Origin of the sequence: Paraburkholderia tuberum STM678 (assembly GCF_902833905.1) — a bacterium.
Classification (GTDB): domain Bacteria; phylum Pseudomonadota; class Gammaproteobacteria; order Burkholderiales; family Burkholderiaceae; genus Paraburkholderia; species Paraburkholderia tuberum.
This window is the reverse complement of record NZ_CADFGP010000010.1, coordinates 1-25,060: the sequence shown is the minus strand read 5'-3', so window position 1 is coordinate 25,060 and position 25,060 is coordinate 1. Positions and strand designations below refer to the sequence as shown.

Here is a 25,060-nt window from a genome sequence, read left to right as displayed (position 1 = left end):
ATGAACACGCTGAAAACCTGGGTGACGTCCCGGTGGTTCACCGTCGCGATCGGATTGCTATTGATCGCTGCGCTGATCTGGCTGGGCGCCCCCTATCTCGGGATCGGAGAACGGCAACCGCTCGCGAGCGCCGCGGCCCGGCTGGCGCTGATCTTCGCGATTGTGCTCGGCTGGCTGCTGGTCGAACAGGTCATGCAATGGCGCGCGCGGCGCAAGACGTCGCAACTGTCCGGCGAGCTGGCTGGACAGGACGCGCAGCTTCCGCTCGACGAACCCGGCAGCGCCGAACGCGAGCAGTTGCAGCGTCGCTTTCGCGAAGCAATCGATATGTTGCGCAAGACCCGCAGGAATGGCAGCAATCTCTACGCGCTGCCGTGGTATGTGGTGATCGGTCCGCCGGGCTCGGGCAAGAGCACCCTGGTGCAGAATTCCGGGCTCGAGTTTCCGCTCTCGGAACGCTTCGGCAAGGAGGCGCTGCGCGGCATCGGCGGCACGCGCAACTGCGACTGGTGGTTCACCGACGAAGCGGTGTTTCTCGACACCGCGGGCCGCTACACGACGCAGGACTCCGATGCGGCCGCCGACGCGTCCGCATGGCAGGCGTTTCTGTCGCTGCTGCGCCGCTATCGGCGACGCCGTCCGCTGAATGGCGTGATCGTGACAATGAGTGTGTCCGATCTGCTGACGTTCGACGAAGACACGCGTCAACAGCACATCCGCACCGTGCGCCGGCGCCTCGACGAACTCGCGCAGCACCTGAAGGTGGCGGTGCCCGTGTATCTCGTGTTCACCAAGTGCGATCTCGTGGCGGGCTTCACCGAGTTCTTCGACGATCTCGGGCCCGATCTGCGCATTCAGGTCTGGGGCATGACGTTTCCCGTCGACACGAGTATCGACGGTAGCGCCTGCGCGCGCTTCGCGGGCGAGTTCGACCTGTTGCTGGAGCGTCTGAATACGCGCGTGATCGAGCGTCTGCATGGGGAGCGCGATCGCAGCCGACGCGCCGCCGTGCTCAGCTTTCCGCAGCAGCTCGGCGCGTTTCGCGACATTGCGCGGCAGTTCGTCGAAGGCGCGTTCGGGCGTCATCAGTACGGCGCAGCGCCGCTGTTGCGCGGCGCCTATCTGACCTCCGGCACCCAGCACGGCGCGCCGATCGACCGCATGCTGAGCGCCGTCGCGCGCACCTTCGGCGTCGACGTGGCGCGCGTGCAGGGCGGCGGCACGCAACGCCGGACCTTTTTCGTCGAACGGCTGCTGAAGGAAGTGCTGTTCCGCGAGTCGGGCCTCGCCGGCACCAATCCGCGGCTGGAACGGCAGAAGCTGCTGATGCAGGCCGCGATGTATATCGGCATCGCACTCGTCACGGCGCTGCTGATCACCGGCTTCGCCACCAGTTACACGCGCAACCGTCTCTACGTCGCGCAGGTGCAGGACACGCTGGAAGACCTGCCGCCAGCCAGCAGCCTCGCCGGCGCACCGGATCTCAAGACGTATTTCGCGCGTGCGCTCGCGCGCCTCGAAGTCATCTCGGGCGCGCAGGGCGTCGCGGGCCAGTATCAGGGCCACGTGCCCTGGCTGATGCGCTTCGGCCTGTTCCAGGGCCACGCGTTGTTCGAGCAGGTGCACGCCGCGTATCTACGCGAACTCGACGGCACCTTGCTGCCCGGCGTCGGCGTGCGCTTTCGGGAAGGACTCAACGCCAGTGCCAACGCTCCGCAGGCACTCTACGACTACCTGAAGGGCTATCTGATGCTCGGCCAGCCGCAGCATCTCGATCCCGGCGAGCTGGCCGCGCTCGCGCGCATCGAATGGCAACGCATGTTCCCGCAGGACCCGGCGATCCAGAACGCGCTCGACAAACACTTTTCCGCGCTGGTCGACGATCCGGCGAAGCCGCGTGCGCTGACGCTCGACAACGCGCTGATCGATCAGGCGCGCGCGACGCTGAAGACCGCCGATCTCGCGACGCTGATCTACGGCAGCGTCCAGCTCGACGCCGGGCGTTCGGGGGCGCCGCCGGTGCGACTCGACCAGTCGCTCGGACTGCTTGGCAGCGTGTTTCGCCGCAAGAGTGGCGCGCCGCTTTCGCAACCGTTCCCCGCGCTGTTCACGAGGCCGGTTTTCGCCGCCGAGGTGAACGGCGGAATCGATCGATCGGTGGACGGCTTCGTGAAGGACTACTGGGTCTTCAACGCCAGCCGCATCGATCCGCTCGCGCGCTCGCGCTATGAACAGCAGGTGCTGGCGCTGTATGAGCAGGACTACATCAAGGCGTGGGACGCGCTGCTCGCCGATCTGCAACTTCAGCCGGTGTCTGACATCCAGGGCGCGAGTGCGCTGGCCGCGAAACTGTCGGGTCCGAGTTCGCCGCTGAAAGCGCTGCTGCATCTCGTGCGTGACAACACCAGCGACATGTTGCGCGGCGCCACGGCTGACGGTGCAACTTCGGCTTCATCGGTTTTGTCGGCTTCGGCGGTGGGCGCGCAGGCGGCGTCTGTAGGCGAGAACCTGGTCGCGAGACGCGCTGCGAACACGCGCCTTGCCGGCGAATTGCGCGATGCGGGCGCGACGTTGCCGGACGGCACCACGACCAACGGCATCGCAAGCACCAAACCGGGTTCGGGCGAAGCGCCGGCCAGCCAGCCGGGCGCCGCCATCGAGGCGCATTTCGCGCAGTTGAACCAGATGAGCGTCGGCACGCCGGGTTCGACGCCGCTCGATCAGATGTCCACCGTGCTCGACCAGCTCGGCAAGAACCTGTTGACGATGACTGACCTGAGCGCACCCGGCGCGCAGAACAATCCGGCCGTGCTCGCGGCGCGCCAGGAGAGCGACCAGTTGCCGCCGCAGGTGGCTTCGCTGATTTCCGGCCTCACCGGCAAGAGTGCGGATCTGGTCGCGAGCGGAAGCAGCGCCGCGCTCGCCAGCCAGTTTCGCGAGGCAGCGGGCAACGATTGCGCGAGCTTCGTCGATGGCCGCTATCCGTTTGCGTCGAACCGTGCATCGGACATCCCCGTGCAGAACTTCGCCGAGCTGTTCGGCAATGGCGGACGGTTCGACAGTTTCTTCAAGTCGACGCTCGCGAAATCAGTCGACACGAGTGGCCGCAACTGGCGCTGGAAGCCCGGCGCGCCGGCCGGCCCCGACGCCGTGCTGAGCGAAGCGCAGAGTGCCGACGCGATCCGCCAGATCTATTTCCGCAACGGCGCGCAACTGCAGGTCGGCTTTACGCTGCTCGCGCCGCAGCTCGATCCGGCAATCGCGAAGCTGACCGTCGAAATCGACGGGCAGAAGTACGACTACGCGGCAAACGGCCCCCCGAGCATATCGATGACGTGGCCTGGACCGCAGCCCGGACACGTGGTCGTCAGTGCGTTCGATACGTCCGGCCAGCCGGTCGGCACGCCGCTGAAATTCAATGGCGACTGGGCGTTCTTCCACGCGCTCGATGCGGCCCGCCTGCAAAAGCAAAGCGACCTGCGCTATCTCGCGACCTTCGACTTCGGCGGCCATGCAGTGAAGCTGCCGATCGCGCCCGCGAGTCTGAAGAACCCGTTCCTCAACGACGAAGTCCGTCGTTTCAGGTGTCCGCGATGAACGGTGGAGTCGGCTTCTTCGGGAAGTTGCCCAGCGCGGGCGATTTTGTTCAGCGACGGCTGCCGTCCGTGTTCGTCGAAGGCTGGGACCGTGACTTCCAGCGCGCGGTCGAAACCGGGCGCCGCGAACTCGGAGCGCACTGGGACGCCGCATGGCGACAGGGCGCGGCGTGGCGCTTCGTGCTGCCCGCACCGGTGTGCGGCAACGTCGCGTGGTGCGGTCTGATCGGACCGGCCGTCGATCGGCTCGGCCGCGCCTTTCCGATGGTACTGGCTGCGCCCTGTGGCGGCGATGTCGCGACCGTGCTCGGCAATCACGCGTGGTTCGACGCGCTCGAGTGCGTCTATCGCAGTGCGCAGCACGAGGTCGTGAGCGTCGACACCTTCGATGTGCGCGTGGCGGCGTTGCCCGGTCCGCTGACGCACGTGCGACCTGCGACCGACATGGCTGCGTTCTGGCGCGCGCTGCCGTGGGACGGCGGTCAATGGCGACTGGCGATGCCCGAAAGCGCGGCCGTTGGGATGGTGCTGGCCGAGGCATGGTCGCAACTCGGCAAGCGGCCGGGGCCGTGGTGCCTCTGGTGGACCGAACGTGCTGCGTGCCTGTTGGCGACGCGAGGTTTGCCGTTGAGCTACGCAGCGCTACTGGAGCCGGTGGTGTCGAGGGCGGGCGACGTGGGCGACATGGGTGACATGGGCGATGCGCTGCGCGAGTTCGGCTCGGCATCCGCTCGTCAGTGGGAGTCTGTTGCGTTGCTGGGCGATGAAGAGATCGCTGCCGGGCAATCCGGTCTGCACGCGCAGGATGGTCACGATGATCGAGTGTTGCCCGTCGGTTCGTCGGCAGCCGGTCACGCTGCAGATGCCAGCGATGCGCTGCTGCTACTCGACGACGGCCGCACGCTGGTGCTGAGTGCCGATGACGGCCCGTCTCACTCGCACCAACGTGCAGCGCGCGCCATCCGCGAGACGGCGCAGCGCAGTGCCGCGGATCTGCCCAGTCTGCGGACCGGCCTGCTGGCGCTGCACGCGCAACTGCGCGGCGCCCGGCACGATGCGCACGATGCGCACGATGCGCGTTACGCAGCGGCAGCAAACGGCGCTGCCCTCGTCGCGCGCTTTGACGCAGCGCAGGTGCGACTGCTGCGGATCGGCGCCGCAGCAGCCTGGCACTGGCGGCGCGGCCAGTTGCAACCACTGTTCGTCGAGCGGGCGGCAGGCGCGGGCGGCGAATTTGACGATCTGCTGTTCGGCGATGCATGGCTCGCGATGCCCGGCATCGGCGCCTCCGAAGAGCCGGATTGCGACGAAGCGTGCATCACGCTCGAGGATGACGATCGCCTGCTGTTGCTCGTCACCCGCGCGCTCATCCAGCTTCCGCACGCGTGTCTGTTCGAGGCGCTGGCATTGACCACGAACGAGGACGCCCGCCTGCATCTCGCGATGTGCGCGGGCCTAGGCACGCAGCCCGCGCAATGGCCGCTGGCCGTGATTGAAGCCGGCTCATGACGACGCATTGTTGCTCCGCCGGCCACACCGAGACAGGCAAGGTGCGCCGCCGCAATGAAGATGCGATTCTGGTTCGCGAGGACCTCGGACTGTGGGCTGTGGCCGACGGTCTGGGCGGCCATTCGGCCGGCGACTACGCGAGCACGCTGATCATCGAACGCCTTGGTGCGCTGACGCGCGAAGGCAGCGTCTTCGACTTCATTGCTGCGATCGAAGACAGCCTGCAGCAGGTGAACACCGAACTGCGCGAGGCCGCCGTCGCGCGACAAACCGACGTGATCGGTTCGACCATCGCGCTGCTGGTGCATGACCAGCAGTTCGTGCTGTGCGGCTGGGTCGGCGATAGCCGCGTGTACGTTCAGGAAAACGGCGCACTGACGCAACTCACTCGCGACCACGTGCATGGTCAAGCGGTCGACATCACGCATTTCGGACCACGCGCGCCGGCAGGCGTGGGCACTGGCGTGCTGACCCGGGCGGTCGGCGTCGACGAGACGCTCTACGTCGACTGGGCCATGGCCGGCAGCCGGCCCGGCATGCAGTTCCTGCTGTGCTCGGATGGCGTCAACAAGGAGCTGAGTGATGGCGAATTGACCGCCGCCTGTCGCGAGCAGCACAGTCCACGCCGGCAGATCGAGCGCCTGTTCGAGCTCGCCCTTGCGCGTCGCGCGCGCGACAACATTTCCGCCGTCATCGTGCGGCTCGAAGCATCGTGAAATTTCCGCCATGAACCATCCGGACCCCATCCCTTCCGCTTATCACGGGCGCACGCTGAAGCTGGCCGCGCTATCCGACGCTTTCAGGACACGTTGTGAGCGTCAGATCGACGTTCTTCGCAGCGGGTCGGCACCCGCGAGAACTGGCGTGAGTTCCACCACTTCATCGTCCGCACAGATGGCCGGTGCGTTATCGGCATCCGTGCGCCGCAACCACGGCATGACTATCGTGCCGCCCGCGCTGTCGGTCCGCAGCGATCCGGATGGGCAGGATGTCGTGCAGTGCGAGTGGCTGCGACCGAGGAGGCAGCAGGCATGAGTGTGGACGAGCAGCAGGTCAACGACGCGTTGCGCGCGCTCGACGAAGCCCATCGACTACAGCGGATTCAGCGCAACGAATACCGGTACCGCCGACGCATGTTGTTCGAATCGCTGGGGCGGGACACTGCGGGTACAGGCGACACCGTGCGGCGGGTCGTGCTGTCGGGCGTCATGCAACAGCCGGACGTATTGGCGGAAGGTCACGATGCCGGAAGTGCGGCAAGTGCTGAAGGGGGGGCAGTGCGCACGGACCTCGGTGCGCGACCGCTCGCCGCGTGGGCCGCCGTGCTGCTCGGCGTGGCCGCGGTGGGCGTCATGCTGTTTTGCTGGTTTGTCTTCGCCTATTGAGCCGCGTTTTCGAAGCAGCCAGTCCGAGCGCAACAGCCGCTCAATGTTGCGCCGATCTGCAGGGATTATTCTTCGTCCGGCCCGGATAGCGTCTGCAGTTCTGCGAGGCCGCCGGGCGCGATGTTTTGAAGGACCTCCGCGAAGCGCTTGCCGACCAGACGTCTGGCTCGCTTGAGCAGGATCGGCAGCGGACTGGACGGTTCGTGACGTTCGTAGTAGTCGCAGATTTCGTCGATGCACCGGACGACGTCATCGGGTCCCTGGATTCGTCCGCTATCGCGCCGAGGGGCAGGGTTCGTGGGCGCGTCTTCGCCGGTCGGCACCAGTCCGGCGGCGAGCGCTTCGCCGCGCTCTGGAAAGCGCCGCGCCAACTGTGCATCGACAAACTTCTTCAACTCTTCGATATCGTCGGTCAGGTGGCCCAGATCGGGTCCAGCGGTACCCAGCTTTTCGCTCGCAATTGCATCAATGGCGCGCGCGTGCTCTAGCGCTATCGCGAGTGCTGCGGCCGCATCGGGCAACTGGTGTTCGGGGCAATCCATGCAGCACGCTTCGAGATCGATCAGCGTGGGCGCAGGCATGCCCTCCGCAGAGGGTGGGGGGGTGATTGCGCCCGTCGCGATACGCAGATCGCGCAACGAAAAGCGGCCGAGTCGCGGTGAGCTCACGAAGGGCGCGTTGCGGAAATAGGCGAGTACGCTCCGGGGATCGCCGAGCGGCATGATCGCGTTGGTGCGCGCGGTAGCGTCGTTGTCGTCGGCGGCGTCCAATTGCGGGTGCGCCGCTTCCCAGTAACGTTCCAGCAGACCGCGAACCAGCCCCAGACCGGCGCTCCAGCCTGCAATGCCATGAATGCGGGTCGAGGCGGCGGTCAGATGGATGGCCACACGCAGGTCGTTGGTACGGTTGAACAAAGCCTCGGCGGCGGTTGCCACCTTATCCCAGTCCGGTTCTACGGCGGCCTTCAGGCTGTCGCCCATCGCCCGCTCGGATGTCGGTGTGGCGAGCCGCTCCAGCGCGATGAATTCTGGATCGTATTCGAGGTTCTCGCCTGTCGGCGTGCTGTCATCGATGGGGCGGAGCAGGTGATCTGGATCGAATGGCGTCATGATTGGCTGGCGAAAAAGGAAGGGCGCTGAGACTACAACGACAGGGCGCGTCCAACGAGCGCGCGGCATCAAACGGACAACAGCTAGTGCCCCGTAGTTATTCCGTCTCAACTGATCGTCAGCCTGGTACGCAGATCGAACGCTTTGCTACCGAGCGCCAGGCGCTTGCTCCCTTGCAAGACGTAGAACCTGGGTTCGAAAATCGCTGGCGCGCGTTTATTTGAGAGTTCCATAATTCATGACGTCACCACAGCGTAGCCTGCATCCAGCAAGCGGCAATGATCGAAGGCCGAGGAATTGGACGATCTCTTCCTTCTTGATGCTCCCCTCGTGCAGCCGGAACAAACAGTTGGTGCGCGTGAGCCCGGCGATGACAGAGACGTGATTCCAGTTGAAGTGAAACTGGATGATGGACGTCTGTCCCTTGGGCGCCCAGGTGCGGACTCTGGTCGGGCGCTCGCTGATGCCGGACTCGTCCACGAAGACAATCAGCCGCCCTTCTCGTCGGGCTTTTTTTTAAGGGCCGGCCAGGTGCGGCGCTTCCAGTTGCGCACGGCATCCTCGTTGCGTTCGATGGCCCGCTTCTCGGGCTTTTGCGGGTTAAAGCCCAGTGAGCCCAGGATGCGCCAAACCTGCGTCTGGCCAAAGCGAACGCCGTGCATGCGTTCGATGACCGCGCCCACACGCTTGAGAGTCCACAGTTCAGTGCCAAATCCATGCTCGACGGGGCTTTGCAGCAGGGCGGCGCGAACAGCCGCCAACTGTTGCTCATCGAGTTGGGCCGGCCGCCCTCGCTCGCGCACCTCTCGCAGCGCATCGATGCCGCCTTCATCGAGCAGCCGCTTCCATGTGTACACCGTCTGCCGAGCCACACCCACCGCCAACGCCACCTCGGCGCAGCCCTTGCCCGCCAGCAGCAGCCGACCCGCCTTCAATCGCTTCTTTGCTGCTTCGCTCATTCGCCGTTGCGCCATGCCAACTTGTCTCCAGGACCGTCCTGAAAATATAACGCTTGAGACGCTCAACGGTTGTCATGATTTACGGAAAAATCAATAGTCGATCAATGTAGTCGGCCCAATCCTGCATGACCCTGCGACGATCGTCGTCAGACGTTGTTCTGTCGTAGGCCTTTACTCCGGCTTACGCCGGAAGAACTTGTGGTGCCCAGGAGAGGACTCGCATTTGTCTTGTAGTGCATTGATTTTTAACGATTATTTTTAAAAGTCGCCCTTAACGCGTACTTCTTTACGTACTCATTTTGCGGCTCGCTTGAAATTGTGACGCTTTTTGCGCAAACGCAATGCGACGATACAGTGATGGATGTTTCAGGTTACGGTTCCCCTGCGCCCACACGTGCCGCAGGGAAGTCAGGGGATGTTCAGATTTTTTATGCGTTCATAAAGTGTGAACCAGCTTATCAGCGACGCAACCCGGCGCAGCCGCGTTCCATTGAGTGTTATCGGCTTTCGTCCGGCTGGGCGAAGTGATGGTTTGACCAAGGAGGGGAAGCTGACGCTCGATGTGAGCGGCGCGGTCCAGCAATACACGCTCGCGGCCCGAGGCCGGATAAGATCGCGGGCGCAAGTGAGCGTCCTTGTGGCGAAGAACCGCACCGCGGCTTTTCCAGTCCTGCTGGCCACTGCCTATTTGACGCTTGCGTTGGCGGAGGAATGCGTCGAGCATGACCTGCAGCTCATCGATCTGGCCGGTAATCTGTACGTGCACGCGCCTGGCCAGTACAGACTTGTAACAGGCAGGCCCGCGAACTCCGAGATCAGGCGTTTGACATCGAAATCGGGGAAGCCCGCCATCTCCGCGAGCGCCTCTGCGCTCAGAATGATTTTTGTGCTGTTATCTGCTCCAGAGTTGCTTAACCGTCCATACCGGGAAATTGCGGCAGCGGCTGGTGTGGCGCTTGGCACAGTTGGCAGTGTGCTGGACGACCTGCGTGAGGGCGGCTTGCTGGCGGGCACGGACGACCGGCGATTGCTCGATCCTGCGGCGCTCAGGGAAGAGTGGGCGATCAACCATCTGCTTCGCCTGCTGCCGAAGCTCAACGTGCAACGGTTCGCAGTAGGCGATCCATCGTGGTGGCAGCATGCCGAGCTTCCTGCAGGGCAGGCGTGGTGGGGCGGGGAGGTTGCTGCCGCAAAACTGACAGGGCAGCTTCGGCCGGCCGCGCAAACGCTTTATGTCGAACCGTCGGCAAGACCGGATGTGACGATGGCACTCGCGAAGCGTCACCGCTTGCCTGCGGATCCCGCCCTACCAGCGCACCACGCAACTGATAACCGTTACGGGAAAGCGGTGACCACCATAAAGCGCCTCTTCGTTCTTTATCACGCGTTCTTACTCGGCCATCTCGCCAACGTGACACGCCTCGACCTGCGGCCTGCGCGTTGTGAGGAAAAGCTGCTGCGCCCGTCCAAGGGGCAGCCGGATGGGCTTGTTGGCCAGGCCGTCGCACCGGCAGCCCTGCATCGGACGCCGGCCGGTCAGACGAACGTCGGACATTCCGCCGGATAGCTCGATGCGAAGTTACTGAACGATGCTGACCGGTCCGTGATCGTCGCAGTGGTTGCCGTGCGGGTGGTGCAGATGTCCGTTGACGAGATAGTCGACATGATCGCCGTGCGGCACGGCCGGGTGGCCGCAGCTTGGGCCATGCACGTGGCCCGGCTCATGTCCGCCGCACTGATGATCGGGCGTGCAACGATCAGGGTTGGTGGTGTTCACCTCGAGGCGGTGTTCGTCAACGTGGTCGCCATGCGGGTGATGCAGATGACCGTCGTGCAAATAGTCGACGTGATCGCCATGCCGGATCGCCGTATGTCCGCAGTGCGGACCGTGCTGGTGGTCGTGGTGAGCGTGGTGCGGTTCGTTGCAGGTGGCCATGGTGTTTGCTCCGTCAGGATGATGCAGCTTCGGGGTGCTCGGCGGCGTGGGTCAGAACGCTCTGAAGAAGCGTCAGGACGTGCTCGTCCGCGAGGGCGTAGAAAACATGCTTAGCCTCCCGGCGGCGCTTCACCAGCCGGGCGGCATGCAGCACTTTCAGTCGGGCTGAAATGCTGCCCAGCTTGGCCTGCTCAAACCCTACAAGTTCAGTGACGCAACGCTCGCCCTGCGACAGCAGGACAAGCAGCCGCAAGCGTGCGGGATCGCGCAGCGCGTGAAACATCGCACCGGCCGCTTCGAGCTGGGCGGGCGAAGCGGCAACGGGTGGCCGGTCCGAACAGTTGTGAGTACAGGCAGGCGTCATATTTATCAATCTATAGTTCGTTAGAATGATAAAGGCTTCTGCGGGACTGTCAAGTGCTTTCGCCGGAAGTAGGGGCGCAACAGGTCCCGTTGCCAATGCGGGCTGGATGGCATGGCCGCAGTGGATCTGCGGGATTTGGCGGTTATGCACCAGTTCAAGGCAGTACGCCGGGCGCCACCATTGTGGCGGCAGCTGGCGTCTTGCCCCCAGATTTTCGCGAGCGCCCGAACTGTGTCGAATCAGCGGGCTTCCGGATGAACAGTCCTGTGGATCCCATGGTTGGCGTACCGATATCGACCTGAACATATCCCTCGCGTGCATGTAGCACGCAGCCGGTCGCGCGGGCGCATGCCGGGCCCCAGTAGTCAGGCGGACGCCTGGGTGGCTTTGCCAACGCGACGGCTGCGTTGACAGTTCTAGCCTGGCCGCCGGACATGCATCGGCAGTAGGGGCCGGCGCATGTCACCCCCGTTTCAGGGCAACGTCGCCGCGGCCCCGGTCGGCACGGGATGTGCCACATGCCGTCATCCAGCCGGTGGCCTTTCTGTTACGCGACGCGACGGATCGGTTCCTGCTGTCACCTCTCAATACGTGCGCATACGCGCAATCCGCACGATCCCGTCAACCTTCACAAATGCAACATAGTTGCGTTTGTGTATAATTCGGGCGATGTGCCGGAGCGCATCGCAAGCCCGCTCCCTATGCAGTACCCGATTAAGGAAGCTGTGATGCATGCGCAAGAAGCCGACGTCTGCGATCAGGCGTACAAAAACCTGGCGGGCGAACTGTCGGCGATCCACGATCCGCTGCGTGAGATCGCGTGGGCAGCGCGTTTACGCGACGCGCGCGTGAGCGGCTATCTGGATGCCGTCGTTCGTTCAGGTATTGATTCCGCACGCTGGATGGCGCAGTGGAAGAAGGGTGAGCCGGTGGTCGATGGCCCGTGGCCACGGCTGCAGGGGTGCGCGGCGTTCGGGCGCGAGCTGTCAACGCTTGCGGCGACGCTCTGCATACTGCTCGACAGTCGCAGTGCAAGGCTACGCATTGAGGTAACAAGGCAGACGACGTGCCCGCGCTTTCACGTGGACAACGTGCCGGCGCGGTTGCTATGCACGTGGCGGGGCCCCGGCACCGAATATCTTGAGCGCCGGTGCGCCGATCGCAGCCGGCTCGGGCCGGACAGCGGCGGCCTGCCGGACGGGCGCTCGGGCCTGATTCCCGACAGTGCGTGCGTTCACGAGACTCCCACCTTCACCGTTGCCGTCCTCAAGGGCGAGCGGTGGCCCGATGCGCGCTCGCACGGGGCGATTCACCGTTCGCCGGCAATGCCGCCCGACGCCAGCCCCCGCGTGTTGGTTGCGATCGATATCCCCTGATACAGAAATACAAGGAGTCATTTCATGGATGCACGACTGCCGGTTACGGTCCTTTCAGGCTTTCTCGGCGCGGGCAAGACGACGCTGCTCAATCACATTCTGAACAACCGGGAAGGGCGGCGCGTCGCCGTCATTGTCAACGACATGAGCGAGGTGAACATCGATGCCGCGCTCGTACGTGACGGTGACGCGCAGCTCTCGCGCACCGACGAGAAGCTGATCGAGATGAGCAATGGCTGCATCTGCTGCACGCTGCGCGAGGACCTGCTGCTCGAAGTCAACCGCCTGGCGAAAGAGGGACGATTTGACCAGCTCGTGATCGAATCGACCGGGATCTCCGAGCCGCTGCCTGTGGCCGAGACCTTCACGTTTGCCGACGAGAGCGGTCAGAGCCTGTCCGATGTCGCACGCCTCGATACGATGGTCACCGTAGTCGACGCGTTCAACTTCCTGCGCGACTACAGCTCACAGGACAGTTTGCAGTCGCGCGGAGAATCGCTCGGCGATGAAGATGAGCGTACGGTCGTGGACCTGCTGATCGAGCAGATCGAGTTCGGTGATGTCATTGTGCTGAACAAGGCCGACCTGATCGGCGTTGCTGACCGTGAGCGACTGATGGCGATCCTGCACAGTCTGAATCCCCGGGCCCGCATCGAGATCTCGGAATTCGGTCGCGTGCCGCTCGCCCGCGTACTGGATACGAAGCTGTTCGACTTCGAGGAAGCGTCGAAGGCGCCGGGGTGGCTCAAGGAACTGCGCGGGGAGCACACGCCCGAGACGGAAGAATATGGCATCCGCAGCTTCGTGTGGCGCGCACGGCGTCCGCTGCATCCTGAGCGCTTCGGGGCGCTGGTCAACAGCGAATGGCCGGGCGTCGTGCGCTCAAAGGGGTTCTTCTGGCTCGCGAGCCGTCCCACGCACGCGGGCTCGTGGTCGCAGGCGGGCGCGGTGTGCCGCCACGGCATGGCGGGCCTCTGGTGGGCGGCAGTGCCGAAATCGCACTGGCCGACCGATCCCGAATCCCTCGAATTCATCAACCGCAACTGGGAGCCGGACGTCGGCGATGCGCGCCAGGAACTGGTACTGATTGGTGTCGACATGAACGAGCCGGCACTGCGCCAACGCCTGGATGCGTGCCTGCTGACCGACGCTGAAATGGCTGAAGGTCCGCAGGCATGGACGCAGTATGACGACCCGTTCCCTGCGTGGGGCGGCCGCGTGCCCGAGGAAGAAGGCGCGGTATGACCCCGCGAGCCGGCGCGACGACACGTCGTTCGCAGCGTGGTGGGCAACGCCCGACGCGGCGGGGGCGCGGGTCCCGTACGGGCACCCAGGCACAACCGCTAGATCTTGGAAAGCTGGACATACCACACGGGGAGTGCGCGATGGACCTGATTCCGGTAACGCTGCTGACGGGTTTTCTTGGCAGTGGCAAGACGACGGTACTGAACCGGCTGGTGCAGCAGCCGGAAATGGCCGATGCGCTGGTGCTCATCAACGAGTTTGGTGAGATCGGGCTCGATCACATGCTCATCGCCCACAGCCGTGAGGACATCGTGGTCGAGATGAGCAGCGGCTGCCTGTGCTGCACGATCCGGGGCGACCTGGTCCGCACGCTCAAGGATATCCACTGGCGGTTCTCGCGCGACGGTCGGCGGCAGTTCAGCCGGGTAGTGATCGAGACGACCGGGCTCGCGGACCCGGCGCCGATTGTGCATACACTGGCCACGCATCGCGACCTGCGCGAGCGCTACCGGCTCGATGGGCTGGTGACGACGATCGATGCGCGAAACGCGGAGGCGACGCTCGACGCGCACGCCGAGGCGGTCAAACAGGCCGCGATGGCAGACAGGCTGCTGCTGACCAAGACGGATCTCGTGGACGTGGAGACGCTGGAACGGCTCACCGATCGGCTGCATGCGATCAATCCGGCCGCGGGCATTATCCGCGTCAGTCACGGTGAGCTGGCGGCAAGCCGGATACTGGACCTGGGTCTTTTCACGGCAGACGGCAAGATTGCGGACGTCGAACGGTGGCTCGCCGAAGAGCAGTATGGTTCAGGCGACGATGGACATCACCATGGCCGAGCCCATCACGACCACAATCATGTGGATCACCTTGCGCATGCGCAAGGTGACGGTCCCGGACACGGCGATCACGAAGCGCAGGAAGCTCATGCCGATGAGCCGCACGAGCATGGTGAACACCCGCATCATGACCATGCACATGACGTCAACCGGCACGACGACCAGATCCGCGCGTTCTGCTTCACGGTCGAGGAGCCCATTCCCGAGCAGGTACTGACCGACTGGCTCGACGTGCTGCTGTCGCTGATGGGGCCGTCGATGCTGCGGATCAAGGGCATTCTGAACGTCGAGGGCGAGGACAGGCCGATCGTCATCCATGGCGTACAGCACGTCTTTCACCCGCCGGTGCCGCTCGACGCCTGGCCGGGTGAGGACCGGCGTTCGCGGATCGTGTTCATTACCCGCGCGGTCGAACGTGAAACGGTCGAATCGACTTTCCGGCTGTTCAGCGAGGTGGGCGCCATCCGTGCGCAGGAGACGCATTCCGGATGACGAGGCTCCCCATTGCGCTCTACAACACGCTGACCCGCCGTAGGGAACCGCTGCAGACCGGCATGCCCGATGCGGTCACGTTGTACGTGTGCGGTCCCACCGTGTACAACTACGCGCACATCGGCAACGCACGGCCGGCAGTCGTGTTCGACGTGCTCGTGCGGCTGCTGCGCAGGCGCTACCGCTCCGTGCTCTATGCGCGCAACCTCACGGACGTCGATGACCGGATCAATGAGATGGCGCGCCGCGACGGCGTGCCGATCGGCAACATCACGTCGCGGTATATCGACGCGTACCACGAGGACATGCAGGCGCTCGGCGTCGTTCCACCGGACATCGAGCCGCGCGTGACAGAGCATATCCCCGACATCGTCGGGCTCATTGAAACCCTGATCGAAAGGAAACACGCCTATGTGGCGGAAGGGCACGTACTGTTCCATGTCCCGTCCTTTACGGAGTACGGCCGGCTGTCGGGGCGCCGCACCCGGGACATGATTGCCGGGGCGCGGGTGGAAGTGGCGCCATACAAGCCCGATCCGCTCGACTTCGTGCTCTGGAAACCTTCGAGCGACGACATCTCGGGCTGGGACAGTCCATGGGGGCGCGGCCGCCCGGGATGGCACATCGAATGTTCAGCGATGATCGGGCGACATCTGGGACGTACCATCGACATCCACGGTGGCGGCCAGGACCTGATCTTTCCGCATCACGAGAACGAGATCGCGCAGGGCGTCTGCGCGCACGATGGTGAGCCGTACTGCCGGATGTGGGTACATAACAGCTTCGTCACCGTGGACGGCCAGAAGATGTCGAAGTCGCTCGGCAACGTGCTGCTGGTGCGCGATCTGCTCGCGCACGCGCCCGGCGAGGCGCTCAGGCTGGCGCTGCTTTCGACCCACTACCGTCATCCGCTCGACTGGAGCGTGCAGCGGCTACAGGCGGCATGCCGGACGCTGCAGCGGGCCTATATGGCGCTCGATGCCGTCTCGGGACTTCCGCATCTTGGGACCGGACCCGACAGCGAGGTGGAGGCGGCCCTCTCGAATGACCTGAACGTACCGCGCGCGCTCGCCCGTCTGTATCGGCTGCTGGAGGATCTTGAGCAGGCTTCCCAGGGATCGGCGCAGCAATGGGCGAAGGCGCGCCTGCTGGCGTCCGCACAACTGCTCGGCCTGTTGCAGCACGAACCGGCTCAGGCACTGGTGGCACTGCGCGGCCGTATCGACGCGACATCCGTCACGGAAGACGCGTGGGTGGAATCAATCGTGGCCCGCCGCGCCGAGGCACGCCGGCAGTACGCGTTTGGGGAGGCCGATGCGCTGCGCGACGAGCTGCTGCGCGCCGGTATCCAGATCGAGGACACGCTGGAAGGGACAGTCTGGCACCGAAGTCACGGAGTCCTGGCATGATCCGCAAAAATCCACGTGGGGACCTGCCTGTGGTCCACGAAAGCGCGTTTGTTGATCCGACCGCCATCCTGTGCGGACGGGTCATCGTCGGCGCGAATGTATTCATCGGCCCGTACGCGGTGATCCGTGCCGACGAGACGGATGCGCAGGGCGGCATTGAACCGATCCATATCGGCGCGCACTCGAACATCCAGGATGGCGTTGTGATCCACTCGAAGTCGGGCGCTGCGGTAACGGTCGGCAGCCATACATCGATCGCTCACCGCGCGATTGTGCATGGTCCCTGCGAAGTCGGCGACCGTGTGTTTATCGGCTTTAACAGCGTGCTGTTCAACTGCACCGTCGGTGAAGGCTGTGTGGTCCGCCACAATGCCGTAGTTGACGGCTGCAACCTTCCCGCAGGCTTTTACGTGCCGTCGACCCAGCGCATCGGGCCGGGCACCGACCTGTCGACGATTCCGAAGGTGACTGCCAGTGCGTCGGAGTTCTCCGAGGACGTCGCCCAGACCAATGTGAGGCTCGTTCAGGGATACCGCCGCATCGCGAACGAATTGTGACCGTAGGGGATGACTGATGTTGATCCGCAAGCTGTTTTCGTTTGAAGGTGCGCATGTCGTGCGGCATGCGTCATCGCATCGTTGTGCATGGTCGATCCACGGCCATTCCTATCGCGTGGAGATCATTCTCGAGGCCGATGCGCTCGATCACGGCCAGATGGTTTATGACTTCGGCCTCCTCAAGGGGGAGGTCCGGGAGATCGTGGACGCGTTCGACCATACGCTCGTGTTCTGGAACTGCGACGACCCGGCGTACATGGAGATGTGCCGTAGCCATTCGCAGCGCTGGATTGCCCTGCCGGTGTCGCCCAGCGCGGAGCAGCTCTCGCGCGTGTTCTTCGTGCTGGTCGATGTGGTGATGCGTGCGATGCCGATGCGTAACGGCGAGGCGGATGTCACGGTCCAGTCGGTGATCGTGCATGAGACGGCGACCGGCTACGCACAGTGCTTCCGGCGCGATGCCTACAATCCGCGCATGGGGCTGGTCAGTCCCGCCCTGATCGGATTCTCGGATGCCGTGCGCCGGGAGGCGACGACCGGTATCCTGGATGAACTGACCAGCGCTGTGGCGTGCGCACCGGCATGCTGACGTCGATGGGCGCAGCGAGCCGTCATGCCGACCTGCTCGTGCGCGGCGGTACCGTGGTCAGATTGGAAGGAAGTGGGCAGGCGGACATTGCCTGCGTTGACGGCCGGATCGTTTCGATCGACGCGCGCGGCTGGAGCGCCGACCAGGTCGTGGATGCATACGGCCTGCACGTGCTGCCTGGCGTGATCGACTCACAGGTCCATTTCCGCGAACCGGGCCTCGAGCATAAGGAGAATCTCGAAGCGGGCACGCGAGGCGCGGTGCTCGGTGGCGTGACGGCCGTTTTCGAGATGCCCAACACCAGTCCGTTGACGCTGCGCCGCGACGACCTCGAACGGAAGATCGCGGCAGCGTCAGGACGCGCGTGGTGTGATATCGCGTTCTACATCGGTGGCTCGTCCGTCAACGCTGGTGAGCTGGGCCACCTGGAGGCGTTGCCGGGCTGCGCCGGCATCAAGGTTTTTATGGGCAGCTCGTTCGGCGATCTGCTCGCGGATGACGACGTTGTACTACGGCGCATCCTCGAGCACGGCCGGCGGCGGGTGGCCGTGCATGCGGAGGACGAGGCGAGACTGCGCGAGCGCCGGTCAATCGCAGAAGCATCGGGCGACGTGCGCGACCATCCGCGCTGGCGTGACGTGGACAGCGCGCTCGATGCCACGCGCAGGATTGTCGGCATGGCGGGCAAAACGGGACGGCCGCTACATATCCTGCACGTTTCGACGGCGGAAGAAATCGCGCTGCTGGCGTCGCACCGGAGCCGGGTGACAGTCGAGGTATTGCCGCACCACCTGACCCTGTGTGCGCCCGAATGTTATGAGCGGTTGGGCACGCTTGCGCAGATGAACCCGCCGGTCCGCGAGGCCCGGCACCGGGAGGCGCTATGGCGCGCGCTTCGCGAGGGGCGAGTGGACACGCTGGGCAGTGATCACGCTCCGCATACGCTGGAAGAGAAGGGCCGCCCGTACCCGCAGTCACCCAGCGGCATGCCGGGCGTGCAGACGTTATTGCCGGTCATGCTCGATCACGTCAGCGAGGGACGGCTGTCGCTGCAGCGTCTGGTGGAACTGACGAGCGCGGGTCCGGCGCGGGTGTTCGGGATAGCGGAAAAGGGACGCATCAACGTGGGCTACGACGCCGACCTGACGCTCGTCGATCTCAAGGCAAAGCGCGAAATCACGAACCGCTGGATCGCAAGCGTCTGTGGCTGGACGCCCTACGATGGCATGCGGGTGACGGGGTGGCCGGTCGCCACAATCATTCGTGGCCGTGTGGTGATGCGCGATGACGCCGTGCAGGGATACCCAGTGGGACAGCCGGTCCGCTTCGACAGGGCAATGGCGATCACGCCGGCATGACGCCCGGAAGCTGTCAGAGCTGCGTGGGATTGGGCGCGTCGCCGTACACGGCGACGGGGTCAAACTTCTTCGCACCTTCCGTGAACCGCAAGGTTGCTTCGGGCAGGTTAACCGCGCGGTAAAAACAGCTGCGATAACCGACGTGGCAACTCGCGCCGCTGCCCGCCACCTCGACGCGAATCCACAGCGCGTCCTGGTCGTCGTCGATGCGCATCTCGACTACACGCTGGGTCAGTCCGCTCGTCGCACCCTTGGACCAGAGCGTCTGGCGGCTGCGGCTCCAGTAGTGGGCGATACCGGTCTCGATCGTCCGCGCAAGGGCTTCCCGGTTCATATAGCCGAGCATCAGGACGTCGTCCCGGCCCGCATCACTGACGACGCAGGGAATCAGTCCATCAGGGCCAAATCTGGGCGAGAGCGAGCGACCTTCCTCGACTTCGGTGACGGATGTTTATGTCACACCCGATGCATCATGCCCGAAGTGACGTGTTTTCCAGCGCGGCAGCAAACCAGCCCAGCACCCTTTGCAGGTGCACTTCGCCGTAGAGCCGCGCAAACCGCTGTGTCTCGGCATTGTCGGGGTCGCCGAGTACGGCCAGCCGTGCCTGGATGAACGCCGGCGTCAGCGTGATGCCGCACTCGTGCTCAATGCAGTGCTGCCAGTCATCGAAGCTCTGGGGAATCGGCGAGGTCATGGGTACGGCGGGCGCCAGCGGAAAATCCCATGGTAGCAGGGTTGGTTATTAATGCAACAAAGTGGCGTTAATAACCTGATTTCGGACCCGCCGAATCAGGTGCAACGATCCTGCGTGCTCACACGCCGTGGGTCGAGCAGTCGCGGCAGGTACCGTGAATCGTGACGGCAGAGTTCGTGCTATGAACGCCGCGGCGGCTAAGCTTGCGCTCTATCCGGGCGAGCACACCGGCCAGTTCCGGATCTTCCGGAAGCGCAGAAATGTTGTGGCAATGATCGCACTCGAAATAACCAGTGGAGGTCTCGTGCTCTGCGATTGCATGGCGCCAGGCCCGGTCAGATCCCTGGATTCGGGTGAGCAGGCCAACGGCAGTTAGCCGGTCGAGGATCCGGTAGAGGGTCACGCGATCCACTTTTCCCGCGCCTGTAGCGGCGCCCAGATCGCGGGCGAGTTCTTCGTGCGAACGGGGCTGTTCGGCGCCCTCCAGGCGCTCGAGCACGGCAACGGTAAGCGCGGTGGAGCGCAGCCCCGCCTCGCGCAGGCGCGATGGCCAGTCGGTAGGAGCGTGTGGTGGATGTTTGCGCGGAGAGTGGCGGGTAGGCATGGATGACCGTGGATGCAACTGTCCAATGATGGAATGATACATCGTCCCGCGCGGGCAAGGCCACGCGTGTCGTATGGTCGTCGTCATGGACCTGGCGGCATGCCCTGGTCGAACAGCGGTTGCAGGCCATCCTCCGCAGCGATGGCCATCGGACGCCCGACTGCCGTCTGCCGGCCGCCTGCCGAGCGCTCGAGCCGGTACAACGCGCCGAAGGCGAAGGACGGCGGTTGCATTCCGGCACCGAACACAGCCTCGCCACCGCGTCGCACGCTGTCCGCGAGCCATGACATCAGGCGCAGGTGATAGGGGTTGCGGGCAATTTCACCACGGTGGAAGGTCAGCGCCTCGATCATGGTCGCGACGATCGAGCTGTCGAGTTCGACGAGCGTGTTGGGCTGCTCAAGCGTGCCCCAGAATTCTGTCTGCGCAAGCCAGACGGCGTGCGCATGGTGCTGCAGGGCGTCACATACGAGCCAGTGGACACCGATGTGCGTCGCAGAGCCATCACGCTCGTGCGGGCAGAAGACGATGCGCGGCCGATAGTCGTCGAACAGCGCGGCGAGGCGGTCGACGTCACGGGCCCAGCCTGCCGGGTCGGCGCGGCGACGCGCTGGCGTGACCGGCTGGCGACCGTCGATGGCTGGATCGAGCAGCGCAAAATCAAGCCGGGTACAGGCATGGCACAGCTCGTTCCATCGTTCACTGCGGCGGCATGGAGGTACACGCGCAGGATCCCCTGGCGGTCGTAGTCTTCAACCGCCTCGCAGTTCGGTGCGCAACGATGATCGATCCAGCGGGCGGCGTTCCCGCCGGTGCCCGCATCAATGCAGTAGCGGCCGTCACCGTCACCCAGCGCAAACAGAAAGGTGTGGAACGGGTCTTCGGCGTTGACGGGATGCTGGCGTCGTGCTGCCGCGTGGGTAATGCGCGCCCCCCTGTATTCGATGATGCGCATGCCGCGCGGAATGTCGGCAACGGCAAAGACACCCTTGCCATGGATGGGACTGCGTCGGATCTGGATCAGGCGGGGCATGAATGCAGGAATGTATGCGGTGAAGCAGACTCAAGTATAGCGTTCCCTTTTCTAATTATCGCAACTGTGTTGCGTTTACGATGCGGGTTAGATATCGTTCTGCCGGAATCGCGGGCGATCCGACCGCTGGCGCGATGACCCGGACGTGAAGCGGGCAGCCTGCACGGGCAGGCATGCGCTAGCCAGGCCGGGGCGCGGGGGAATTGAGTGTGCGATCGATTAGAATTGCGCACGCAAAGCCCGGAAGCTGGTGCAAATCCAGCGCGGTCGCGCCACTGTGACCGGTTTCCTGAAACCGGGAGTCAGACCTGGGCCTTGTCTTCCTTCACCTGTCATGGGGCGCGAAACCCCAGGAGAACCGCCATGACCTGCATCGTCAGTGTCCACCGGGCATCGGCTGCCCGTTGCTTCCTCTTTTTCTCCCGTCGTCTGTGTTGACCCGGTAAGTGTCGCCGGTCAGTACGGCATGCCTGGTTCGTGTTTCCGGCAATCGTGCGGCGTTTCACTGCGTCGATGACATGGTGGATCGGCACGTGTGTCGAGCGCATAACAAACAGGCGCACCGCATACGGTAGCGCCAGAGAAAAAAGAAAAGAGAGCAGGACAATGAAGAAAATCTCGATCCTTTCGCCGTCGCGAACGCAGCGACGCCGCAGCCGTCAGCTCACAGCAGGGATGCTCGGCTGCGCGTGGCTGATCGGCTCGTCGTCCGCGTTTGCTGATGACGGCAGCGGCCCGGCGGCAGACAGCACGCAATCTGCGCAGGAGCCGGCACAGACGCTGCCGGCTGTTAAGGTCCAGGCATCGGGCCATACGGATACACCGGACCTGAGCACGCCGATCCGTACCGGCAGCCGGCTTGGACTGTCGAGCCTCGATACGCCGGCGAGCGTCGAGACGCTCACCGGTGAGCAGATTCAGGTGCGCGGCGACACCACGGTCAACGAGGCCATTACGCGTGCGGCCGGCTTTGCCACCGACGCGGCACCCGGCAATGGCGGCACGTCGGTCTCGGTGCGCGGCTTCAGCGGGCCGGAGTCGATCACGACGCTCTATGACGGCACGCGCATGTATCCTGGCGCAGGCACGGTGACCTTTCCGTTCGATACGTGGTCGGTCGACCGGATTGAGGTGCTGCGCGGTCCGGCGTCGGTGCTCTACGGTGAGGGTGGCATCGGCGGCGTGATCAACGTCGTGCCGAAGGCGCCGCAGCGCGACTACGCGACCACGGTCCAGATCGGCGCGGGCGCCTATGGCGAGAAGCGCGTGGCGCTCGATACGACGGGCGCGCTCGGGCCCATGCTGTCATACCGCTTTTACGTGAGCGATGACCGCTCGAACGGCTGGGTACCGCGCGGCGATTCGCATACCACGGCGCTCGGCGGCGCATTGCGCCTCGACGTCGATCCGACCTTGTCATTCACACTCGACTACGACTACGGCCGCCAGAAGCCGGCGCGCTATTTCGGGATTCCGGTGCTCGACGGTGCGCTCAATCCGGCGTTCCGGTACCAGAACTACAACGTCGCCGATTCCGCGATCTCCTATTACGACCAGTGGACGCGGCTGAACGCGAAGTGGCACGCCATGCCCGGCATCACGGTGCGCAACCAGCTCTATTATTTGCTGACCAACCGCCACTGGCACGATAGCGAGAGCTACGCCCTGCAACCGGATGGCGATGTGTTGCGCAGCGATTACATCGAGATCCTCCATCATCAGCGGCAGATCGGCGACCAGCTCGACACGACGATCGACGGGCGTGCATGGGGCCATCAGAACCGGCTGGTCGTCGGCGCGGACTTCAATGTGATCTCGTTTGTCGATACAAGCAATTCACCATACGGCGGCTCGTCGATCGTGCCGGCATTCGGTTTCGATCCGGGCGTGTTCGACAGTCCCGATTCGACCGTGCCCGCGTTTCGCACCGTCACGCATCAGGCGTCCCTTTTTGCAGAGGACCGGTTCGAGCTGACCGAGCGGCTCGCGTGGGTGAGTGGCCTGCGTTACGACCATATCGACTTGCATCGCGAGACGTTCGCGACTGCCACGACTGCGGCGTCGTCGTTCGACAGGACGTTCGCCCATACAGGATGGCGCACGGGCCTTGTGTTCTCGCTCACGCCGACACTGTCCGTATACGGTCAGTACACGACCGGCACCGACGGCGTCAGTTCGCTGATTACGCTGTCGCAATCGAACAGCCAGTTCACGCTGTCGACCGGTCAGCAGTGGGAGGCGGGTGTCAAGCAGGAAGTGCTGGGCGGCCGCGGATCGTGGACCTTCGCGGTGTACCAGATCGTGAAGCGTAACCTCGTGAGCACCGATCCGCTGAACCCGGACCTGAGCGAGCAGGTCGGCCGGCAGTCGTCGCGCGGTGTCGAATGGTCGGGCGCGCTGCGGCTGGGCGGCGGCTGGTCGGTCGAGGCGAACGCGGCGCTGCTGCGCGCGCGGTACGACGATTTCGACGAGGCGGTCGATGGCCAGAGCGTGTCGCGCGCGGGCAACGTGCCCTACAACATCCCCGAGCAGACCGCGAACGTGTGGCTCGACTGGGCGTTCGCGCCTGGCTGGCGCGCGGGAGCCGGGGTGCAGTATGTCGGACGGCGCTTCGGCGACAACGCGAACAGCGTGTCGATTCCGTCGTACACACTGGTCGATGCGTCCGCGTCGTGGCGCGCAACGCGCAACCTGACGCTCGCGCTCTATCTGCGCAACCTGACCAACCGGACCTATGCGGTCTCCACGCAGAACGACGGCACCGAATGGCTGCTCGGCGCGCCGCGCTCGGGGTGGGTCACCGCGACGATGACTTTCTAGCCTCATTGATCGGCAAAGCCATGACCTCACTGCATATCGAAGAGCTAGGCTGGTCGCCGCCGTCGCGGGACGCGAGACGCCCGGACGACGGCGAGAGCCTGCTGCGGCGGATCGTGCTCGAAGTGCAGCAGGGCGAATTCGTCGGCCTGATCGGACCCAACGGCAGCGGCAAGACGAGCCTGCTGCGGTGTGCGTTCCGTTACGCAAGGCCGCACAGCGGCGCCGTCAGGCTGGACGGCGACGACGTCTGGGTCAAGTCCGGGCGCTGGGCGGCGCAACGCATCGCGGTGGTACAGCAGGACCCGCCCGACGACTTCGGCCTGACGGTGGAAGAGGTCGTCGCGATGGGCCGTACGTCGCACAAGGGGCTGCTCGACGGCGACACCGCCGTGGACGCAGCGCTCGTCGACGCCGCGCTGCACGATGTCGAACTCGATGCGCACCGGCAGCGGCCGTTCGCTTCGCTGTCGGGCGGCGAACGGCAACGCGCGCTGCTGGCCCGTGCACTGGTGCAGCAGCCGCGTGTGCTGATGCTCGACGAGCCGACCAATCATCTCGATCCGCGGCATCAGATCGAACTGCTCGGCCTCGTGCGGCGGCAGCGGATCACCACGTTGGCCACGATTCATGACCTGAATCTCGCCGCTGCGTTCTGCGACCGGCTGTACGTGATTGCCTCGGGTGAGATCGTCGCGTGCGGCACGCCGCAGGCGGTACTAACCGAGCCCTTGCTGAAGACGGTGTATGGCGTCGATGCGCTTGTCGACCGGCACCCGGTGACGGGACGTCCGCGCATCACGCTGATTACAGGACCGGAGTCCGGGACATGACGAAAAGGAAGACTTCCCTCTGGCGCGCGACGGCGGCCACCATTTTTTGCGTAGCCGCATCGTACGCACAGGCTGACCGTTATCCGGTTACCGTGCGCAGCTGCAACCGGGATGTGACGTTCGCGCGTGCGCCGGCGAGGGCGGTCAGCAACGATTCGAACCTGACGGAGATGATGCTTGCACTGGGGCTCAGGACAGAATGGCACTTACTTAAGCCCGTGGAGCGTGCCCATATTTTTGGACGCGCTCACGTGCGATGTGACGAGGCTCTTTCAGCCATGGGTAGGACTTCGGTCTTCGTTTGCGCATTCGTGGTTCGATGCGACCGGGGCGACTCCCAACGCAAGACTGC

Annotated in this window: 22 protein-coding genes, 4 pseudogenes and 1 riboswitch; of the genes and pseudogenes, 17 read left to right on the top strand and 9 right to left on the bottom strand. The window is 64.5% G+C overall.

All coding sequences use genetic code 11. The features are described from left to right. The 5 genes from tssM to HWY30_RS10845 all read left to right on the top strand — a co-directional run bounded on the left by tssM (window position 1) and on the right by HWY30_RS10845 (window position 6,490). A complete protein-coding gene (gene tssM / locus HWY30_RS10865; protein ID WP_090804271.1) occupies window positions 1–3,597 on the top strand; it encodes a type VI secretion system membrane subunit TssM in 3,597 nt (1,198 codons plus the stop codon). Beyond that, window positions 3,594–5,105 carry a type VI secretion system-associated protein TagF gene (gene tagF / locus HWY30_RS10860; RefSeq protein WP_090804273.1) on the top strand — a complete coding sequence of 504 codons (1,512 nt, stop codon included), beginning with the start codon at window positions 3,594–3,596 and terminating at the stop codon, window positions 5,103–5,105. The genes tssM and tagF overlap by 4 nt, the downstream gene beginning before the upstream one ends. After that, a complete protein-coding gene (locus tag HWY30_RS10855; protein WP_090804275.1) occupies window positions 5,102–5,821 on the top strand; it encodes a PP2C family protein-serine/threonine phosphatase in 720 nt (239 codons plus the stop codon). The genes tagF and HWY30_RS10855 overlap by 4 nt, the downstream gene beginning before the upstream one ends. Before the next feature lie 148 nt (window positions 5,822–5,969). Then, window positions 5,970–6,140: a hypothetical protein gene (locus HWY30_RS41045; RefSeq protein ID WP_167368640.1), complete on the top strand. Its 171-nt coding sequence runs from the start codon at window positions 5,970–5,972 to the stop codon at window positions 6,138–6,140. Beyond that, window positions 6,137–6,490, top strand: coding sequence for a hypothetical protein (locus HWY30_RS10845; protein WP_143037153.1), 354 nt, complete (start codon window positions 6,137–6,139; stop codon window positions 6,488–6,490). Before HWY30_RS41045 ends, HWY30_RS10845 begins: the two co-directional genes overlap by 4 nt. 65 nt (window positions 6,491–6,555) lie before the next feature. Here the strand turns inward: HWY30_RS10845 and tssA are convergent, their stop codons facing one another. Both tssA and HWY30_RS10835 read right to left on the bottom strand, forming a co-directional pair. After that, window positions 6,556–7,599 carry a type VI secretion system protein TssA gene (gene tssA, locus HWY30_RS10840; RefSeq protein ID WP_090804278.1) on the bottom strand — a complete coding sequence of 348 codons (1,044 nt, stop codon included), beginning with the start codon at window positions 7,597–7,599 and terminating at the stop codon, window positions 6,556–6,558. A 291-nt stretch (window positions 7,600–7,890) separates the two neighbouring features. Then, window positions 7,891–8,573: pseudogene (locus HWY30_RS10835) on the bottom strand (IS630 family transposase); the annotation flags it as partial. A gap of 430 nt (window positions 8,574–9,003) precedes the next feature. Here HWY30_RS10835 and HWY30_RS10830 point away from each other — a divergent pair. Further along, window positions 9,004–10,125 (top strand): type IV toxin-antitoxin system AbiEi family antitoxin, encoded by a 1,122-nt coding sequence (locus HWY30_RS10830; RefSeq protein WP_244144867.1) that lies wholly within the window; start codon window positions 9,004–9,006, stop codon window positions 10,123–10,125. Between the two features lie 12 nt (window positions 10,126–10,137). On the opposite strand, the gene HWY30_RS10825 is transcribed toward HWY30_RS10830, so the two are convergent. Next, complete coding sequence (locus HWY30_RS10825) at window positions 10,138–10,494, bottom strand: hypothetical protein (protein ID WP_167368641.1); 357 nt, start codon at window positions 10,492–10,494, stop codon at window positions 10,138–10,140. A gap of 13 nt (window positions 10,495–10,507) precedes the next feature. Further along, window positions 10,508–10,777 carry an ArsR/SmtB family transcription factor gene (locus HWY30_RS10820; protein WP_176078880.1) on the bottom strand — a complete coding sequence of 90 codons (270 nt, stop codon included), beginning with the start codon at window positions 10,775–10,777 and terminating at the stop codon, window positions 10,508–10,510. A gap of 809 nt (window positions 10,778–11,586) precedes the next feature. On the opposite strand from HWY30_RS10820, the gene HWY30_RS10815 reads away from it, so the two are divergent. The 7 genes from HWY30_RS10815 (at window position 11,587) to HWY30_RS10785 (ending at window position 18,726) form a co-directional block, all read left to right on the top strand. Next, window positions 11,587–12,234: a DUF1826 domain-containing protein gene (locus tag HWY30_RS10815; RefSeq protein ID WP_167368642.1), complete on the top strand. Its 648-nt coding sequence runs from the start codon at window positions 11,587–11,589 to the stop codon at window positions 12,232–12,234. 24 nt (window positions 12,235–12,258) lie between these two features. Continuing rightward, window positions 12,259–13,479, top strand: a complete 1,221-nt coding sequence (gene zigA / locus HWY30_RS10810) for a zinc metallochaperone GTPase ZigA (RefSeq protein WP_090804285.1) — start codon at window positions 12,259–12,261, stop codon at window positions 13,477–13,479. 140 nt (window positions 13,480–13,619) lie between these two features. Continuing rightward, window positions 13,620–14,813 (top strand): CobW family GTP-binding protein, encoded by a 1,194-nt coding sequence (locus tag HWY30_RS10805; RefSeq protein ID WP_090804287.1) that lies wholly within the window; start codon window positions 13,620–13,622, stop codon window positions 14,811–14,813. Between the two features lie 62 nt (window positions 14,814–14,875). Continuing rightward, the gene (cysS, locus tag HWY30_RS10800; RefSeq protein WP_244144866.1) at window positions 14,876–16,222 is read left to right on the top strand and encodes a cysteine--tRNA ligase; all 1,347 of its coding nucleotides are present in this window, start codon (window positions 14,876–14,878) and stop codon (window positions 16,220–16,222) included. Then, window positions 16,219–16,779, top strand: coding sequence for a gamma carbonic anhydrase family protein (locus HWY30_RS10795; protein ID WP_090804292.1), 561 nt, complete (start codon window positions 16,219–16,221; stop codon window positions 16,777–16,779). Before cysS ends, HWY30_RS10795 begins: the two co-directional genes overlap by 4 nt. Before the next feature lie 16 nt (window positions 16,780–16,795). Continuing rightward, window positions 16,796–17,368 (top strand): 6-pyruvoyl trahydropterin synthase family protein, encoded by a 573-nt coding sequence (locus HWY30_RS10790; RefSeq protein WP_090804293.1) that lies wholly within the window; start codon window positions 16,796–16,798, stop codon window positions 17,366–17,368. After that, entirely contained in the window at window positions 17,362–18,726 is a 1,365-nt protein-coding gene (locus HWY30_RS10785; RefSeq protein WP_090805715.1) for a dihydroorotase, read from the top strand. Before HWY30_RS10790 ends, HWY30_RS10785 begins: the two co-directional genes overlap by 7 nt. Before the next feature lie 13 nt (window positions 18,727–18,739). On the opposite strand, the pseudogene hisI reads toward HWY30_RS10785, so the two are convergent. The 4 genes and pseudogenes from hisI to HWY30_RS10765 form a co-directional block, all read right to left on the bottom strand. After that, window positions 18,740–19,150: pseudogene (gene hisI, locus HWY30_RS10780) on the bottom strand (phosphoribosyl-AMP cyclohydrolase); the annotation flags it as partial. 46 nt (window positions 19,151–19,196) lie between these two features. Next, window positions 19,197–19,421, bottom strand: coding sequence for a hypothetical protein (locus tag HWY30_RS10775; RefSeq protein WP_090804297.1), 225 nt, complete (start codon window positions 19,419–19,421; stop codon window positions 19,197–19,199). Between the two features lie 118 nt (window positions 19,422–19,539). After that, window positions 19,540–20,067: a Fur family transcriptional regulator gene (locus HWY30_RS10770; RefSeq protein WP_143037154.1), complete on the bottom strand. Its 528-nt coding sequence runs from the start codon at window positions 20,065–20,067 to the stop codon at window positions 19,540–19,542. A gap of 41 nt (window positions 20,068–20,108) precedes the next feature. Next, the gene (locus HWY30_RS10765; RefSeq protein WP_143037155.1) at window positions 20,109–20,378 is read right to left on the bottom strand and encodes a hypothetical protein; all 270 of its coding nucleotides are present in this window, start codon (window positions 20,376–20,378) and stop codon (window positions 20,109–20,111) included. Between HWY30_RS10765 and HWY30_RS41560 the strand changes: the two genes are divergently transcribed. Further along, window positions 20,355–20,774 (top strand): hypothetical protein, encoded by a 420-nt coding sequence (locus HWY30_RS41560; protein ID WP_090804303.1) that lies wholly within the window; start codon window positions 20,355–20,357, stop codon window positions 20,772–20,774. The two genes, HWY30_RS10765 and HWY30_RS41560, sit on opposite strands and share 24 nt — an antisense overlap. A gap of 47 nt (window positions 20,775–20,821) precedes the next feature. Here the strand turns inward: HWY30_RS41560 and HWY30_RS41555 are convergent. Next, window positions 20,822–20,980, bottom strand: a pseudogene (locus HWY30_RS41555) (SET domain-containing protein-lysine N-methyltransferase); the annotation flags it as partial. 266 nt (window positions 20,981–21,246) lie between these two features. Next, window positions 21,247–21,390, top strand: a riboswitch (cobalamin riboswitch). Between the two features lie 274 nt (window positions 21,391–21,664). On the opposite strand from HWY30_RS41555, the gene HWY30_RS10755 reads away from it, so the two are divergent. From HWY30_RS10755 to HWY30_RS42915, 3 genes and pseudogenes are all read left to right on the top strand, one after another. Further along, complete coding sequence (locus HWY30_RS10755) at window positions 21,665–23,878, top strand: TonB-dependent receptor (protein WP_090804307.1); 2,214 nt, start codon at window positions 21,665–21,667, stop codon at window positions 23,876–23,878. Window positions 23,879–23,898: 20 nt separating this feature from the next. Continuing rightward, window positions 23,899–24,708: an ABC transporter ATP-binding protein gene (locus HWY30_RS10750; protein WP_090804309.1), complete on the top strand. Its 810-nt coding sequence runs from the start codon at window positions 23,899–23,901 to the stop codon at window positions 24,706–24,708. Further along, window positions 24,705–25,060, top strand: a pseudogene (locus HWY30_RS42915) (hypothetical protein); the annotation flags it as partial. The gene HWY30_RS10750 and the pseudogene HWY30_RS42915, both read left to right, overlap by 4 nt.

Bases quoted from the DNA above. Each gene is read 5' to 3' on its own strand.
- tssM (WP_090804271.1), top strand. From the start codon at position 1: ATGAACACGCTGAAAACCTGGGTGACGTCCCGGTGGTTCACCGTCGCG.
- tagF (WP_090804273.1), top strand. From the start codon at position 3,594: ATGAACGGTGGAGTCGGCTTCTTCGGGAAGTTGCCCAGCGCGGGCGAT.
- HWY30_RS10855 (WP_090804275.1), top strand. From the start codon at position 5,102: ATGACGACGCATTGTTGCTCCGCCGGCCACACCGAGACAGGCAAGGTG.
- HWY30_RS10845 (WP_143037153.1), top strand. From the start codon at position 6,137: ATGAGTGTGGACGAGCAGCAGGTCAACGACGCGTTGCGCGCGCTCGAC.
- tssA (WP_090804278.1), bottom strand. From the start codon at position 7,599: ATGACGCCATTCGATCCAGATCACCTGCTCCGCCCCATCGATGACAGC.
- HWY30_RS10825 (WP_167368641.1), bottom strand. From the start codon at position 10,494: ATGGCCACCTGCAACGAACCGCACCACGCTCACCACGACCACCAGCAC.
- HWY30_RS10820 (WP_176078880.1), bottom strand. From the start codon at position 10,777: ATGTTTCACGCGCTGCGCGATCCCGCACGCTTGCGGCTGCTTGTCCTG.
- HWY30_RS10815 (WP_167368642.1), top strand. From the start codon at position 11,587: ATGCATGCGCAAGAAGCCGACGTCTGCGATCAGGCGTACAAAAACCTG.
- zigA (WP_090804285.1), top strand. From the start codon at position 12,259: ATGGATGCACGACTGCCGGTTACGGTCCTTTCAGGCTTTCTCGGCGCG.
- HWY30_RS10805 (WP_090804287.1), top strand. From the start codon at position 13,620: ATGGACCTGATTCCGGTAACGCTGCTGACGGGTTTTCTTGGCAGTGGC.
- cysS (WP_244144866.1), top strand. From the start codon at position 14,876: ATGCCCGATGCGGTCACGTTGTACGTGTGCGGTCCCACCGTGTACAAC.
- HWY30_RS10795 (WP_090804292.1), top strand. From the start codon at position 16,219: ATGATCCGCAAAAATCCACGTGGGGACCTGCCTGTGGTCCACGAAAGC.
- HWY30_RS10790 (WP_090804293.1), top strand. From the start codon at position 16,796: ATGTTGATCCGCAAGCTGTTTTCGTTTGAAGGTGCGCATGTCGTGCGG.
- HWY30_RS10785 (WP_090805715.1), top strand. From the start codon at position 17,362: ATGCTGACGTCGATGGGCGCAGCGAGCCGTCATGCCGACCTGCTCGTG.
- HWY30_RS10775 (WP_090804297.1), bottom strand. From the start codon at position 19,421: ATGACCTCGCCGATTCCCCAGAGCTTCGATGACTGGCAGCACTGCATT.
- HWY30_RS10770 (WP_143037154.1), bottom strand. From the start codon at position 20,067: ATGTATCATTCCATCATTGGACAGTTGCATCCACGGTCATCCATGCCT.
- HWY30_RS10765 (WP_143037155.1), bottom strand. From the start codon at position 20,378: ATGATCGAGGCGCTGACCTTCCACCGTGGTGAAATTGCCCGCAACCCC.
- HWY30_RS10755 (WP_090804307.1), top strand. From the start codon at position 21,665: ATGAAGAAAATCTCGATCCTTTCGCCGTCGCGAACGCAGCGACGCCGC.
- HWY30_RS10750 (WP_090804309.1), top strand. From the start codon at position 23,899: ATGACCTCACTGCATATCGAAGAGCTAGGCTGGTCGCCGCCGTCGCGG.